Origin of the sequence: Rhizobium sp. ZPR4, from assembly GCF_040215725.1 — a bacterium.
GTDB lineage: Bacteria > Pseudomonadota > Alphaproteobacteria > Rhizobiales > Rhizobiaceae > Rhizobium > Rhizobium rhizogenes_D.
Genome location: NZ_CP157969.1, coordinates 698344 through 712817, shown reverse-complemented (window position 1 = coordinate 712817; position 14474 = coordinate 698344). Strand labels below are relative to the sequence as shown.

Genomic DNA, 14474 nt, shown 5'->3' with positions numbered 1-14474 from the left:
ATTAGGTTCTGACGACAGAGCTATATACATTCAGATTGTTTGTAAATCCGCACTTGAACCATCCAGAAACGGAAAGAATGGTTGTTGATTTAATGCAACACATGTTTGGCGAGAAAGTTCAGACCGGAACGCCCATCCAGGCAATCGGCGTACCGACGGAATGTATTGACGGCTCATCTCTCCTGTCTCATCGGCGGTTTCAACATGCGATCGCAAACAACTCCATCGCCCTGGCAAAGCCCTTCAGCTGCTGTCGCCCAATCGACTTTGCATCGAGGATATCGGCCTTTTGCTGGAATGGGCCGGACATCAGGAGCGCTTCGCCGCTTTCGCTGCAGATATTCTGGATACGGCTGACGATATTGACGTCAGGGCCGATCAAGGTGAAGTCCAGGCGGTTGCCGGAGCCGACATTACCGTAGCTCACCTCACCATAGTGCAGCGCAATGCCGGCCTTGACGCGGATACCGTCATATTCGAAGCCGCCTATTTCATCGAGGATTGTCTTTGCCGCGGTCAGCGCGGCATTGCAGGCTCCGGCGGCATCGACGCCTGGAAAGAATGCCAGCACCGCATCGCCCATGAATTTCAGTACTTCTCCGCCCTCACGGGTAATTGCCGGTACCACCTTGTCGAAATAAGCGTTCAGGAGCCCGAGCACGGTGCCGCCGGGCAGCCGATTGGAAAGCTCGGTGAAGCCGCGCAGGTCGCACAGCAGAAGTGCTGTCTCCATCGATTCGATTTCCCCGCGACGGATGTGTCCAGCAAGGATGCGGCTTGCCGTCATCGGGCCGATATAGGTGTCGAGAAGGCTGAGTTCGCATTGTCTGAGGACGCGTAGCTCGCAGGTATTGCGCAATGCCGGCAGGATGCGCTCGATCAGGTCATGCTCGCCGGATGTGAAGCCGCCTGGCCGCCGCGTGGCGAAGACAGCGCTGCTGATCGGTCCGTCGGCGTTGCAAAGCGGCGCCACGATCAGTTGAACCAGCCCTCGGCCGGAGAATATGTCGATATGCTGCCAGCGCCCATAGGGGCTCTCGCCTGGGCCGACGACGAGCGGCTCGCGCATCTCCTGTGCCTTCATAAGCGGTGTATTGGCAAGCGCGAGACGCGAGCCATGTTCGCGATCGTGGATCTCGACCGGCTCGCCGGGCGCCCAGGCGAAGGTGCGGCCGATGAATTCGGGATGCAGCGTCGTCAGGTGCAGCGTCAATCGATCGACGGGAAGCCCAAGGGCCTGCAGGCGGCGGCCGAGCCCGGCGACGAGGCCGGCCTCATCGAGCGCATGGCATTCGTCGCCCGTCAGCCATTCGATCAGGCTCAGGGTAGCCGCGGTGTTGATGCTGCTGCGGCTTGCCCTGGAATTGATGATTGCGGTTTTTGGCATGTCGTGAAGCAAGGTCATGGCTATCTCCTCCTCTTTGAGGTGCGGCGCTCAGTGTGCCGCACCGCCCGAGAGGTGACCGGGTTTCTTCAGAAGCAGGCTGGCGATGAGGGCGATGATCAGCGCGACGCCGAGCAGATAGAAGGTGTCGCTGAAGGCCAGGATATTGGCCTGCGTGCGCAGATCGGAAGCGATGGCGACGATCGCCTTGTGCGTGGCAAGCGCCTGATCGCTCACTCCATGACTCATGAAGTAGCTGGTGAGGCTGGCAATACGCGCACGGGTCGCTTCTTCGAACACGGAAACGGAATTGGTGAGAATGTTCGAGTGGAACTGCTCGCGCTTGGTGAGGAAGGTTTGCAGCGCCGCAATGCCGACCGCACCGCCGAGATTGCGCATCATGTTGAAGAGCGCCGAGGCGGAGCCGGCATTTTCCTGTTCGATCCCGGCCGTTGCAATCGCGGTCAGCGGCGTGAAGGCCAGCGCCTGACCGATGGCACGCACGATGTTCGGCCAGAAGAGCTGGTCGCTGGCATAATCGCCTGTCATGTGGACATTCATGAAGTTCGAGGCAGCAAAGAGCGCGAAGCCGACGACGATCAGCAGACGGGCATCGACACGCTTCATCAGCCGCGGCACCAGCGGAATCAGGATCAACTGTGGAATACCGGTCCAGGCAAGCACCATGCCGATCTGCTCGGAATTATAGCCCTGGATGCGCGTCAGGTAGATCGGCAGGATGAAGACAGAGCCATAGAGCGCGATGCCGAGCAGGAAGTTGGCGACGATGCCGAAGCCAAAATTGCGGCGCACCAGTAGACGCAGATTGAGGAGCGGATGGGCGGCGCGAAGCTCGATGATGAGAAAGAGCGTCAACGAGACCGCGGCAATAACGGAAAGACGGACGATGAAGGGGGAACCGAACCAGTCGTCCTTGTTGCCTTCCTCAAGCACGGTCTGCAGCGCGGCGAGGCCGACCGCCATGGTGATGATGCCCGGCCAGTCACCTTTGGCGAGCAACGAAAGGTTCATCGGTGCGCGGTCGAGCGAGGCCCAGAGCATGCCGACCATAAGAATGCCGGGCACGAGATTGACGTAGAAGATATATTCCCAACCCCAGTTTTCCGTAAGGTAGCCGCCGATGGTCGGGCCGATCGCCGGCGCGAAGGTTGCCGAAAGGGCAAAGAGCGCGAGGCCGATCGGCTGCTTGGGTTTAGGCAGCAGCGTGATGATGATGGTGAAGGCCATCGGAATCAGCACGCCGCCGGAAAAGCCCTGTATGGCGCGAAGCACGATCATCTGCTGCAAATTGGCGGCAAAGGCGCAGCCGACGGAGAAGAGAAGGAAAAGCACCGCGTTGGTCAGCAGATAGATGCGAACCGAAAAGACGCGGGCGAGCCAAGCGCTGAGGGGGATGACGACGATCTCGGCGATCAGATAGGAGGTCGAGATCCAGCCGCCGTCGTCCGTTCCCGCACCGATCGCGCCCTGGATGTCGGCAAGCGATGCATTGACGATCTGGATGTTGAGGACAGCCATGAAGGCGCCGAGCGTCGAGCCGACGACGGCTGTCCAGATGCGCAGCGGGCTCATGGCAGGCCGTGCAATGGCAGCGCTTGCTGTGCCCGCGGATGCGGCTGAATTGTTGTTGGCGGCGATCTGAAGAGTGGCCATGACGCGTCTCCTTCCGGCTCGTAGCGGAATAATCTCATGACAATGCTGAGGTGATAATCGACGAAGATCGGGAAGGATCATCCAGCGTGGCTGGATAATCCTTGCGCAGCGGCCGTCGAGGTTTGGGCAGCCTTGGTGTCGATGTCCGGTTCCACCGACATGCCCGAGCGCAGCAGCCCGGCCAGATTATCGTCGTCGATCACGATCTTCACAGGGATGCGTTGGACGATCTTGGTGAAGTTGCCGGTGGCGTTGTCAGGCGGCAGCAGCGAGAATTCCAGCCCGCTTGCCGGCGAGAGACTGTCGACATGGCCCTTGATGGTGACGTCGGGGAAGCTATCGACCTTGATCTCGACCGATTGGCCGGGACGCACATAGGTCAATTGCGTTTCCTTGAAGTTCGCGACGACATAGACCGAATGCAGCGGCACGACAGCCATCAACTGCGTGCCCGACGTCACATACTGCCCGACGCGGATCGAACGGGCGCCGACGGTGCCGTCAACCGCGGCGACGATGTTGGTATAGGAAAGGTTGAGCTCAGCCTGCTGAACGGCGGCAGCGGCGCGATCACGCTGAGCGGCGGCCTGATCTCGCTGGGTCTGCAGCACCGGTACCTTGTTTTGAGCAGCGACGAGTGCGGCCTGATCGCGCTCGACAGCGGCGGCAGCCTGCTTTCTGGCCGATTCCGTCTCCTCGGCACGCGATTGCGTGCCGACGCCGTTGGTAATCAGACGAGCCGAACGTGCGGCATCCGACACAGCGTAATCCAGAGAGGCTTGCGACGCGTCGACTGTTGCCTTGGCCTGCCCGATCAACGACTGCTGCAGCTGGATCTGGGCATCAATATTGGAAATTGCCGCATCCGCAGCCTTGAGATCCGCCTTTGCCTGGGAAAGTGCGGCCTGGAAATCGCGGTCATCGATGCGGGCGAGCACCTGGCCGGCCTTGACCTTGTCATTGTCGTTGACAAGCACATCCTTGATGTAGCCGGCGACCTTCGGGGCGATCGTGGTGTAATCGGCCTTCACATAGGCATCGTCGGTGGATTCGATGAAGCGCCCAACCGTCCAGTAGCGATAGCCGAAATCGGCGCCAAGAGCGACGCCGGCCAGCAGCGCAGCGATCAGTACGCCGCGCTTGATGAGCTTTCTGCCTGCCTTGGGCGTGGTGGCAGCGACAGGCGCTTCGGCCGCTACGCCCAGCGGGGCTTCGGTAGCGGGGGACCTGGCCACCTCGTTGACCGGGGCAGCATCGGCTTGGCTTGCGTTCTTGAACGCTTCGTTGCGGGGGAGTTCGACCATTGTCCGTTTCCTTCAGTGCGCCACCCCTTTGCACGGGGCTATTTTTGATGCGATGAAGATGCGTCCGAACGGTCCTTCTGATAATCTCCTCAAATCGGGAAGGATCATCAAGTCACAGTGGATAATCCGAGGACAATATGGATCGTTTGACCAGCCTCGCAGTTTTTGGCCGGGTGGTGGAGTGTGGCGGTTTTTCAGCCGCTGCTCGTCGGCTCAACATGTCCGTCACCATGGTGGGCAATCATGTGCAATCGCTGGAAGACCGCCTCGGCGCGCGGCTCCTGAACCGGACGACGCGCCGGATCAGCCTGACGGAAACCGGCAAATATTATTATGAGCGCTCCTCACAGATTCTGGCCGATCTCGAGGAGGCCGATCGGGCCGCCGGCGCACTCAGTACCACGCCGCGAGGCACGCTGAAGCTCTATACCAGCGGCGCCATCGTCCGCTTCCTGCTCCCCGTCGTCAATGAATTCATGACGCAATACCCTGCGATCTCGCTCGATTTCAACGTCGGCGAACGGTCGATCGACATGGTCGAGGAGGGTTACGATCTGATGATCCGAACCCTGCCTGCGTCTGACTCGACACTCGTCGCGCGCAAGCTTGCGCCCTGGCGCCATATGCTCGTCTGCTCGCCCGAATATCGTGACACACATTCCATGCCGAAGGTTCCGGCCGATCTCGTGGAGCATAATTGCCTGCAATATACCTATTACCCTTACGGCGACGAATGGCGTTTCGAAGATGCCGATGGCAAGCAGGTGGGAGTCAAGATCTCCGGCAATGTCGTCTCCAACAGTGCCGAGACGCTGCGCTTTCTCCTGGCAAGCGGGCAGGGTATCTTCCTCGCCCCGAGTTTCATCGTATTCGACGAGGTTGCCGCCGGCCGCCTCGTGCGCGCCATGCCCGACTATCGGGCCGTGGAATTCACGATCAGCGCGATCTATCCGAACCGTAGCCATCTGCCGACGAAAGTACGATTGTTCATCGACCTTTTGGCAGAGCGTTTCGTTGAACACCGCAAGTGGATGACCTGAGCAGGACAAAGCCTGTTTTCCATCGGTGACGCAGCAGTGAATGGAGCCATCTGAAAGCCATGGCAAACCGAATAACATGCAATGCTCTGCCAGAACTGCCTGTAATTCAGATGCAGAACGGATTGACCGACGTCTTCATAGAAGTTCTCGCCATTGCCGCGTCGGCATTGGCGCAGACGAGGTCGGAGCAAGTGTTCGCATCATGGATCGCATCACGAGATCAGGCGGTCTTGGGGCTTGGAGCTGTGGGATTCGACATTGCCGAAATGCCCTGGCACGTCGCAACATTTGCCGAGGATCGGAATTTTCTAATTCGGGCGATTGCCGCCGCAGGTTCGAAGATCGGTTGGGAGAAGCTGGGCTACGAGCCGAAAGAAGACTGGTTGATGCCGTGCCTGATGCGTTTGCGAATGCTTGTGTCGGCATTTGGACCACACGACATCAGGCCAAACGGTGCGGCAATCCATTCGACCTTTTCCGAGAGCGACCTCAACCGCTGCGAAGCGCATAGGATCATCATGCATGCTGACGGATGCCCAGTCTGCAACAGGTCGGTGCCCTCCTGAAATACACGGGCATGCGGCGTCATGCTACCGATCATGCATGACGCCTCTTCGGGTCAATCCGGCTTGCAACGCCATCATGACTGCGGCTGTTCGGCAGGCTGGCGCGTTTCCGTCTGGCGTGCAGCCGACACCAGGCGCCGTTGCGCCCGGATGGCGCTCCATTGCTGGTCGATCAAGACACCGATCAGGATGACGCCGCCCATGACGGCGAAGTTGAGCGAGGAGGGGATGCCGAGCAGATTGACGAGATTCTGCAATTCCTGCAGCAGGATCGTGCCCAGCACCACGCCGATCAGAGATCCTTCGCCGCCACGCAGCGAAAAGCCGCCAAGCACCGCCGCGGCAATCGCATAGAGTTCATAGAACTGCCCGTGGCTCGCCGGCGAGATGGAGCGGGTGTACATGGCAAAATAGATCGCCGAAAGCGCCGTCAGCACACCGCAGATGATGTAGGAGATCGTCACCATTTTCGTGGTGCGGATACCGGAATATTTTGCTGCCTCCTCATTCTTGCCGATGGCGTAGAGATAGCGGCCGTATACGGAGCGATGCAGAACGATCCACATGACGGCAGCAATGATCACGAGCGCGATGAAGGTGTTCGGCACGCCGTAGAAGCGGCCGGCGGTCAGGAATTCCAGGGTCGGAAAGTTCTGGCCGAAGGCGAAGCCGGCCGTGCCGTCCGCGGTGTAGAAGCGCGCCGCACCCCGATAGATCAAGAGGCCGCAGAGTGTCACGACGAAAGGCTGGAGATTGAGCCGGGTAATCAGCCAGCCATGGATCGCTCCCAGCACGCCGCCGAGGACCAGGATCAGCGGCAGGGCAATCGCCCAGGGCATGTTCTGGACGGCGATGAAATCGATGAACAGGACGCCGAGCAGGGCAACAAGCGAGCCGACGGAGAGCTCAATGCCGCCGGTGATGATGACAAAGGCCTGGCCGATCGACAATATCCCGAAAAGGCCGATAAGGTTCGACGTATTGGCGAGGTTGATCGGCAGAAGGAAGCGCGGATTGATGATCGTCACGACAATGCCGACGACGACGATCAACAGAAGCAGGCCCAGATCTTTCTTACTCATCGATATCAATTCCCATTGGCCGCAGCCGTTAGAGCAGTTCCAGGCAAAGTGCGAAGCGTTCTTCGTTAGAAATTTTGCAAAAACAATGAGATAGAGCGGTTCAGGCTTCCATGGATAGCTGAACCGCCTTAGTGTAACGCCTTGCCGACGGCCAGCAAAAGCACGTTTTCCTGACTGAACTGATCCTTTTCGAGAATACCGGAGATCTGGCCTTCGTGCATGACCGCGATTCGGTCGGAGACGCCGATTACCTCTTCCATGTCGCTCGATATCATCAGGATCGCCACGCCGGCATCTGCGAGCTTGCGCATCAGACTGTAGATTTCGCTTTTTGCGCCGATATCGATGCCGCGGGTGGGCTCGTCGAAGATCAACACCTTCGGCTGCATCGCCAACCATTTGGCGAGCACGACCTTCTGCTGGTTGCCGCCCGAAAGCGTACCCGTGCGCGTTGAGACCGATGGCGTCTTGATGGCGAGCTGCCTGCGCTGCGTTTCGGCGACGGCATTTTCGCGCTCCGGCGAAACCATGGAGCGACGCGCAAAGGCCGAGAGGTTGGGAAGTGATATGTTCTGCGAAATCGGCATATCGAGCAGGATGCCGTTCAGCTTGCGATCCTCAGGCACGAGAAAAATACCGTTGGCGACGGCATCTCTGGCGGATCGCAGTTTCAGATCCTGTCCGCCGAGGGCGATGTTGCCGCCATAGCTATGATCGATCCCGAAGAGGACGCGGGCAAGCTCCGTCCGGCCTGAGCCGACGAGACCGGCGAGGCCGAGGATTTCGCCGAAACGGATGTCAAGATCGACGGGCTGCGTCGGATAGGCGGCGGTGCGAACGGCCGCGACCTTCAGCGCGATATCGCCCGGCGGACGAGCCGCTTCCACGGAGCGTGCGGCCAATGCTCGGCCGATCATCAGCTTCACCATGCGATCATGGTCGATCGCGTCTTTTGGCAAGGTGCCGACAAGCGTGCCGTCGCGCAGAACGATGACGCGGTCGGCGACACGCTCGACCTCGTGCAGACGGTGCGAAATGAAGATGACGCTGATGCCTTCGGCCTTCAGCGAGGATATGACGGTCAGCAGCTTTTCTGTTTCGGCAAGCGGCAGGCTCGAGGTCGGCTCGTCGAGAATGACGAGGCGGGCATTAATGGAGAGCGCCTTGGCGATTTCGACCATCTGCTGCTGGGCGAGCGACAGCGACGCCACTGGCGTATCCGGTGAGAAATTGGCGCCGACCCGCTTCAAAAGCGGGGTGACCATCTCGCGCAGTCGGGCACGGTCGACCAGTTTCAGGGCGCCGCCGCGCAGCGGTTCGCGGCCGAGGAAAATATTGGCTGCCACATCGAGATTTTCAAACAGGTTGAGCTCCTGATGGACAAAGGCAATCCCGGACGCGATGCTGCTTTCGACCGTGAAGGCACCGTGCTCGGCTCCATCGAGCCGAATGCTGCCGTGATCCGGCTTGACGACGCCGCCGAGGATTTTCATCAGCGTCGATTTGCCGGCACCGTTTTCGCCGACAAGACCGATCACTTCGCCAGGGCTGACATCCATCGAGAAATTATCGAGCGCTACCACGCCCGGATAGGTTTTGCCGATTCCCGAAAGGCTGAGAAAGGGCGCGGTGGTTTCAGTCGATACCAATGTATCCGAGCGTTGATTCATAACGAATATCATGCCTGTGCGATGTGGCTTCGAGAGCCGCGGCGACGTGAGCAATTGCATTCGAACAGCGCCGGTCCCCGCAACCGGCGCTGCTGCGGGCTGGCCTTAATTGCCTGCCATAGCCTTCAGATTGGCCGCATAGGCATCGACATCATCCTTGCCGATGATCTTCGTCGGGATGATGATGAGCTTGTTGGCAGGAATTCCCGATTTGTCGCCCTTCAGATAGGCGGCCATCAGCTTCATGCCTTGATAGGCCCAGAGATAGGGCTGCTGCACGACCGTTGCGGCGATCGTTCCTTCCTTGACGCCGCCAAGCGTGATCGGGTCGTCATCGAAACCGACGACGGTGATCTGGCCGAGCTTGCCGGCTTCGCGCAGCGCCTCGTAAATGCGCGGCGTGTTGTAGGAGTAGAAGCCGACCATGCAGGTGACGTCCGGGCTTGCAACGAGCGCGTCTTCGACGTTCTTCTTTGCTCTCGTCTGGTCGATGTCGTCGCCGCGCACGTCGGTCAATTCGATCTTCGTGCCCGCCAGGCCGTCCTTCATGCCCTGGATGCGCTCCTTGGCATTGTCGGCGCCCAGAAGTCCCACGAAGCCGATGCACTTGCCCCCGTTCGGCATGGCTTTCTTGGCGATTTCGGCGGCCTGCTTGCCGGCATCGATGTTCGATGAGCCGATATAGGCGACGCGGTTCGTATCCGGTGCATCGCTATCGGTGGTAAACAGCGCGGTTTCCGAGCCGATCTTGTTCAACCCCTCTGTCGAGGTCTTGGGATCGACGGCGGAAACCATGATGCCCTTGACGCCGGCTGCCACGAGATCTTCCATCAGTCGCTGCTGGATCGCGACCGACGATTGTTCAGGATATTTCAATTCCATGTTGAAGTCCGGCAGTTCGGCCTGAGCCTTCTTGACGCCGGCTTCGGCCGCTTTCCAGAAATCGGATGCGCCGTTGACCACAAATGCGAGAGTCGGCTTGTCGGCGGCATAAGTCGCCGTTGCATAGCTCAGCAGCAACCCTGCCGCAAAGGCGGCAGCGCCCCGTGTTACGTACTTCATGATCATCCTCCCATAGATCCGCTGACGGGATCTAGTTGCAACTCGCGGCAGGCCGTCCTGAACCCCCTCCTAGGGTTTCTCGCCGAGCGAGATACGGCACGTCCAACCACGAGAGCGACGGTATACGACTAATTTCGATTAGTAAATAGAATTAGTAATACAATTTCGCGTGCATGAAGCGGCAGAGTCTCGAAAATCTAGCTACTTGCTTCAATTGCAAGAGATCTTTGGCTTGAAGATGTGGGTGACGATTATATGCGCGTCTGCACAGGTTGCCGAGCTTGCTCGATTGATGATAATAAATATTAGCGCATGAAAGCGGCCGTGGGGATTATAGGCCGATTTCGCTTCAGGGGAGATGAGACGCAGTTATGAAGAAGATATCGGCCGCAAACGGCGATCGCACGGCCGTCGACAACAGGATATCGAAGCGAAGCGGCCGTCGTTCCGGCAACAGGGTCACGATGACCGATATTGCCAAGGCGGCCGGATGTTCGCAGAGCGCGGTGTCCTTCGTCCTCAACAATACGCCCGGCATGCGCCTGTCGCAGCAGACCCGCGAGAGGGTCATCGAGGCAGCCCGCCAGCTTGGCTATGTCGCGCCGGTGCTTGCCACACCGCCTGCGCTCCTGTCTCCTTCGAAGCTCGATGGCGTCATCGGCTTTGCCGTCGACCAGCTCGCCACCAGTCCGGAGGCGGTCGTTGCGATCGAGGGGGCTCGCGAGGCATGCTGGAACGCTGGAAACGTCCTGCTCGTCGCACAGACCATGAGCGATCCGATCATGGAGCCGAGAGCGATCAAGGCGCTCAGCAACAGCGGCATCTCGGCGCTCATCTACATGACGATATTCACCCGTGAGGTGGAAGTGCCGGATTATCTCTACGATCTCAATATCCCGATCATTCTTCTGAATTGCTATACGTCCGACTATGCCTTTCCGGCTGTCGTTCCGAGCGAAATAGCTGGCGGGCAGACCGCGACCCGGCATCTGATCTCGCATGGTCACCATCGCATTGCGACGATCACGGGCGAACCGTGGATGCAGGCGGCTCAGGATCGATTGACCGGTTATCGCCGGGCCTTGGCGACTGCTGACATTCCATTCGATCCGGAGCTTGTCATCGAAGGCGACTGGTCGGCGAGCGCCGGCTATTCCGGCACCATGAAGTTGCTTTCGCTTCCCGAGCGTCCGACGGCGATCTTCTGCCAGAACGACCGCACCGCCATCGGCTGCTACGAAGCGCTGAAGGAGGCGGGGCTCCATATTCCGGAGGATATGTCGGTCATGGGCTACGACGATGAAGACATCTGCCGCCATCTCGTGCCGCCCCTGACGACGTCGGTTCTTCCCCACATGGCCATGGGGCAATGGGCGATCGAGCATCTGGAAACCGCGGTTTTACCGCGTGAGCGCCGCTATCAGATCACCAAGCTCGAATGCTCGCTTGTCAAACGTGCATCCGTTGTCGCACCAGCCGGTGTCAGAGCCGGGCGAAAGATGCGAAAGGTGTGATGGATTCCGGCGGCAGCCGCAGGAAATCCGTTTGTCTGCCGGTCTGAACAGCGTCTTGGCTACCGTCGTTTCGATTGCTACTATGCCCGTCATGACGGTTCTCTCCCAGGATACCCGCCCGCCGCTCCGGCTTCTGTTCCGGCTGCCATCGCTCACCTTGCAACTGCTGTGGCGCTTCTGGCCGCAGTTGATGGCGTTGTGGCTGCTCGGATTGATCGGGAATTCGCTTCTCAACGAACTTGCCGTCATGATCGGCCGGCTGAATGCATTGGCGGGGCTTTCGACGCTTGCCCTTGTCGTGCTTCTGAAACTCGTCATCATCGTCGCGCTGTTCGAGACCGTGCGGCCCGGACTACCGTCGCTTGACGCCGCCTCGCGCGTTGCCGCCGCCCGGCCGGAAACCGATACCGGCGACAGTTCGGCAGTGCCGGGCTTCACCTCGATACTCGCGCTGACGCTCGTGCCGTTCTTTGCCTACTACGCCGCCTGGGGCTTTCTCGGCGATACGGTCCGAGAGTATTCCCGGCTATCGCTCGACCTGATGCTGTTTGGCGAAGACTATAACCCCCTGAAATTCGGTAGCGGCGCCTGGCTCCTCGTGTCGGTCGCCGTTGCCTGGGTGGTCAGGCGCTTCGCCAAGTTCATGCATGAGCGATCGAAAGCTCCGATCTGGGCTGTTATCATCGTCGTTTGCGAGGCGAACTGGGCCTTCATCGGTCTTTTTGTCATTTCGACCTGGCAAGACGACATCCGCTCCTGGATCACCAAGCTTCCCGAAACGATCGGGCATTTCCTCGGCTTTCTCAATCCGGTCGGCGATGCCGCGGCGGCGGCCCTTTTTCCGCCGACGGCTGAGGAGGCTTCACTTTCCCTTTCCAGGCAAATGCGCGGCCTGTTCCTCTATGCTCTTTATCCCGTGGTTTGGCTGACGCTTGCTGCTTTGGTCTATGGCTATGACATCAATGGCGAACGCCCGCTGACGGAAGGCCGGTTGGCGCGCGCGGTTTCACGCTGGCAGTCGCTGCCGAAAGCGATCCGCGACTTCGTTTCGCATTTCATTGCGGGCACGGCAAAGCGCTATAGAGCCCTCGCAGAGGGCGTCGGACTTACCCTGGGTTCCGGTCTTGGGCTGATGCTTGCTGTCATCTTGCTATACCGGGTGTTGGACTGGGGGTCGGCTTGGGCTTGGTACAGCACCTCCAGGCTGATCGGGCCGCACGATCTGCCCTGGTGGCAGATGATTGCGCAGGCCATTTCGCTCGTCTTCGGCAATCCCAGTGCGCCGGGCGATGGCGTCCTTATCATGCCGATCAAGATTTGCCTGCTGGCCGCGGCTCTGGAAATCGGCTTCGCGCAAGGACGGGAATGGCGCCGCGGCGGAAGCTGATGCCTTGAGCGGCTCAGCTTTTACGGAGTTGCTTCAGTTCAGCCGCAGCGGGAAGGATATGGCGTCCGGCCTCGTCGAAGCGAAACTCAGCTGTGCCGATAAAGAGGGGATTGCGTCGGCCGGCACGACAAATTTTTCCTCCATGAGCGTGCTTGCGCTTTTGGCCGGCGGCTGGCGGGATACGGCATCGCAGCCATCGATGGGGGTCGCTTGTGGATCGAGGTCGCGGCTGAGATCCTTGGAAAGAATGAAATTGAGGGGCTGCCAGCGACGCCCCTTCGGGTCCGTCAGGGTCAGGCTGCATTGAGCCCAGGATTGCCCGACATCGTCCTCGGCTTTCGCAGCCAGCCTTACGACCACCAGGCGCATCTGACCGGGAAAGGTAATTTTCCCGTCACGCCCATCGCCGATCACCCTTGCCTGGTTGAGTGTCCAGGAGGCCTTGGCATAGGTCTGCCCACCGACGTCGTTGCGGACGCGCAGCTCGTTTCGCTTGATGTAATCCTCGGCATTGCGCCATGCGTTGATGGCGTAATTGCCCGCCAGCAGGATGGGCAGGCCAAGCAGGGATGCAAACCAGAGCCGTCTCTCCCGTCTAGACGCCATTATTGCCGATCTCCACGCGGTCGCGCGTTTCGACGGTTCCGCCGTCGAGCTTGACGCGAATTTCCGAATCCAGCTGAGGGGAGGGCTGCCTGGAAAGCACCAGCGTCATATTGCTTGTTTCATCTTCCGGCAGTTCGAAGATGAAGATACCTGTCGTCGGCAGGCCCGGCTGCAAATCCTTGGACGGCATGAGGCGAGGAGCACCGTCTGCACGATGGGTCTGCCGGTAGGAGCGGCCCGAAGCCCCCTCAACTGCCGCGGCCTGGATGGCCATGGTGTCATATTTCGACTGCAGCTCGACACTGACGATCAGCCAAACCCCTTCGGTCTGCCGCTCAATCGGCTTGCCGTAAGAGGTAAACGCGATCGTCTTTGCGCGTAAAACCTTGGCGACCTTGACGCTGAAGGTCTTGCTCGACACCGTATCCTTCTGCAATCCGGTGGTCTCGATGGGGCCGGTCAGGACGGCGTAGCTCGGTGTGGTCGATTGCAGGAAGGCCAAAAGCAGGGCGCTGACGCCGACGAGCAATAAGGAAAGCAAGAGCCGTATCAAGGATTTGCTCCTTGCGCTGCTGAAAGAGGCAAGCCGACGCGCGCCACGTCATTCGGATTGAACCAGCCCGGCGCGGCGTAGAGATTGTCCTTCGGCTTATAAGTGGTTCCGACGATCGCGACGTTCAGGACTTTGGGGAGCGTTTGTGTCGCGGGCAGCTGCCAGACGACCTTGACCTTTTCCGGCATCATCGGCTGCAGATCCCAAAGCAAATCATTGTCACGGACAAGATAGAATTGTGGGAGCGGCGGGTTTGCGACATTTTCGAGCTTCAGCGTATCGCGATACAGGTTCGAGCTTTCCGCCGTCATGTTCTCAAGCGTCAAATCGAGTGTCAGCGCTTTTTTGCCATCGGCAAGGCGTCGGCCATCCGGTGTCTCGGTGGCGATGCCGCCGGAATTGAGAGTAACCAGCCACTGGCCCGCATTGACGGGTTTGCCGGGTGCCACCTGCGCCACCTCCGTTCCTGTGCGGGTTTCGTAGATCGAAAATCCAAGCGACAGCGCGCCTGCCAGAAGCCCGCCGATCCCGGCGATGATCCGTGTATAGAGCGCCTTGTTCGCTTTGCTGACAGCCGATGGGGTCATTGCCTGATGCGATCGAGTGGTGGCATTGGCCGCCTGCAACTCAGG

At 59.6% G+C, this 14474-nt stretch carries 13 protein-coding genes; 4 read left to right on the top strand and 9 right to left on the bottom strand.

The genetic code is table 11. The annotated features are described in order from the left end of the window. Positions 1-199: 199 nt before the first annotated feature. The 3 genes from ABOK31_RS31045 to ABOK31_RS31035 all read right to left on the bottom strand — a co-directional run bounded on the left by ABOK31_RS31045 (position 200) and on the right by ABOK31_RS31035 (position 4362). The gene (locus ABOK31_RS31045; protein ID WP_349961466.1) at positions 200-1405 is read right to left on the bottom strand and encodes an adenylate/guanylate cyclase domain-containing protein; all 1206 of its coding nucleotides are present in this window, start codon (positions 1403-1405) and stop codon (positions 200-202) included. A 30-nt stretch (positions 1406-1435) separates the two neighbouring features. After that, positions 1436-3058: an MDR family MFS transporter gene (locus tag ABOK31_RS31040; protein ID WP_349961464.1), complete on the bottom strand. Its 1623-nt coding sequence runs from the start codon at positions 3056-3058 to the stop codon at positions 1436-1438. A 77-nt stretch (positions 3059-3135) separates the two neighbouring features. Next, a complete protein-coding gene (locus ABOK31_RS31035) occupies positions 3136-4362 on the bottom strand; it encodes an HlyD family secretion protein (protein WP_349961461.1) in 1227 nt (408 codons plus the stop codon). Positions 4363-4499: 137 nt separating this feature from the next. Between ABOK31_RS31035 and ABOK31_RS31030 the strand changes: the two genes are divergently transcribed. Continuing rightward, positions 4500-5402: a LysR family transcriptional regulator gene (locus ABOK31_RS31030; protein ID WP_174172815.1), complete on the top strand. Its 903-nt coding sequence runs from the start codon at positions 4500-4502 to the stop codon at positions 5400-5402. Between the two features lie 122 nt (positions 5403-5524). Continuing rightward, positions 5525-5968 carry a hypothetical protein gene (locus ABOK31_RS31025; RefSeq protein WP_349961459.1) on the top strand — a complete coding sequence of 148 codons (444 nt, stop codon included), beginning with the start codon at positions 5525-5527 and terminating at the stop codon, positions 5966-5968. A gap of 74 nt (positions 5969-6042) precedes the next feature. Here ABOK31_RS31025 and ABOK31_RS31020 read toward each other — a convergent pair whose 3' ends face one another. From ABOK31_RS31020 to ABOK31_RS31010, 3 genes are all read right to left on the bottom strand, one after another. Beyond that, complete coding sequence (locus tag ABOK31_RS31020; RefSeq protein WP_174172813.1) at positions 6043-7050, bottom strand: ABC transporter permease; 1008 nt, start codon at positions 7048-7050, stop codon at positions 6043-6045. Positions 7051-7178: 128 nt separating this feature from the next. Next, positions 7179-8720, bottom strand: a complete 1542-nt coding sequence (locus tag ABOK31_RS31015) for a sugar ABC transporter ATP-binding protein (RefSeq protein ID WP_349961457.1) — start codon at positions 8718-8720, stop codon at positions 7179-7181. A 105-nt stretch (positions 8721-8825) separates the two neighbouring features. Beyond that, positions 8826-9782, bottom strand: a complete 957-nt coding sequence (locus ABOK31_RS31010) for a sugar-binding protein (protein ID WP_113396254.1) — start codon at positions 9780-9782, stop codon at positions 8826-8828. A 371-nt stretch (positions 9783-10153) separates the two neighbouring features. Here ABOK31_RS31010 and ABOK31_RS31005 point away from each other — a divergent pair, with 371 nt between their 5' ends. Both ABOK31_RS31005 and ABOK31_RS31000 read left to right on the top strand, forming a co-directional pair. Next, positions 10154-11296, top strand: a complete 1143-nt coding sequence (locus ABOK31_RS31005) for a LacI family DNA-binding transcriptional regulator (RefSeq protein ID WP_349961455.1) — start codon at positions 10154-10156, stop codon at positions 11294-11296. A 31-nt stretch (positions 11297-11327) separates the two neighbouring features. Next, positions 11328-12683 (top strand): hypothetical protein, encoded by a 1356-nt coding sequence (locus ABOK31_RS31000; RefSeq protein WP_349961454.1) that lies wholly within the window; start codon positions 11328-11330, stop codon positions 12681-12683. A 33-nt stretch (positions 12684-12716) separates the two neighbouring features. On the opposite strand, the gene ABOK31_RS30995 is transcribed toward ABOK31_RS31000, so the two are convergent. From ABOK31_RS30995 to ABOK31_RS30985, 3 genes are read right to left on the bottom strand one after another with little or no spacing between them, the layout of a single operon-like run. Continuing rightward, on the bottom strand, positions 12717-13289 hold the full coding sequence (locus tag ABOK31_RS30995) for a hypothetical protein (protein ID WP_174172810.1): 573 nt from the start codon (positions 13287-13289) through the stop codon (positions 12717-12719). Further along, positions 13279-13842, bottom strand: a complete 564-nt coding sequence (locus tag ABOK31_RS30990; protein WP_174172809.1) for a hypothetical protein — start codon at positions 13840-13842, stop codon at positions 13279-13281. Before ABOK31_RS30990 ends, ABOK31_RS30995 begins: the two co-directional genes overlap by 11 nt. After that, positions 13839-14429 carry a hypothetical protein gene (locus tag ABOK31_RS30985; RefSeq protein ID WP_113346650.1) on the bottom strand — a complete coding sequence of 197 codons (591 nt, stop codon included), beginning with the start codon at positions 14427-14429 and terminating at the stop codon, positions 13839-13841. The genes ABOK31_RS30990 and ABOK31_RS30985 overlap by 4 nt, the downstream gene beginning before the upstream one ends. Between the last annotated feature and the right edge of the window lie 45 nt (positions 14430-14474).

Coding starts and splice junctions, on each gene's coding strand:
- ABOK31_RS31045 (WP_349961466.1), bottom strand. CDS start 1,405: ATGACCTTGCTTCACGACATGCCAAAAACCGCAATCATCAATTCCAGG.
- ABOK31_RS31040 (WP_349961464.1), bottom strand. CDS start 3,058: ATGGCCACTCTTCAGATCGCCGCCAACAACAATTCAGCCGCATCCGCG.
- ABOK31_RS31035 (WP_349961461.1), bottom strand. CDS start 4,362: ATGGTCGAACTCCCCCGCAACGAAGCGTTCAAGAACGCAAGCCAAGCC.
- ABOK31_RS31030 (WP_174172815.1), top strand. CDS start 4,500: ATGGATCGTTTGACCAGCCTCGCAGTTTTTGGCCGGGTGGTGGAGTGT.
- ABOK31_RS31020 (WP_174172813.1), bottom strand. CDS start 7,050: ATGAGTAAGAAAGATCTGGGCCTGCTTCTGTTGATCGTCGTCGTCGGC.
- ABOK31_RS31015 (WP_349961457.1), bottom strand. CDS start 8,720: ATGAATCAACGCTCGGATACATTGGTATCGACTGAAACCACCGCGCCC.
- ABOK31_RS31010 (WP_113396254.1), bottom strand. CDS start 9,782: ATGAAGTACGTAACACGGGGCGCTGCCGCCTTTGCGGCAGGGTTGCTG.
- ABOK31_RS31005 (WP_349961455.1), top strand. CDS start 10,154: ATGAAGAAGATATCGGCCGCAAACGGCGATCGCACGGCCGTCGACAAC.
- ABOK31_RS30995 (WP_174172810.1), bottom strand. CDS start 13,289: ATGGCGTCTAGACGGGAGAGACGGCTCTGGTTTGCATCCCTGCTTGGC.
- ABOK31_RS30985 (WP_113346650.1), bottom strand. CDS start 14,429: ATGACCCCATCGGCTGTCAGCAAAGCGAACAAGGCGCTCTATACACGG.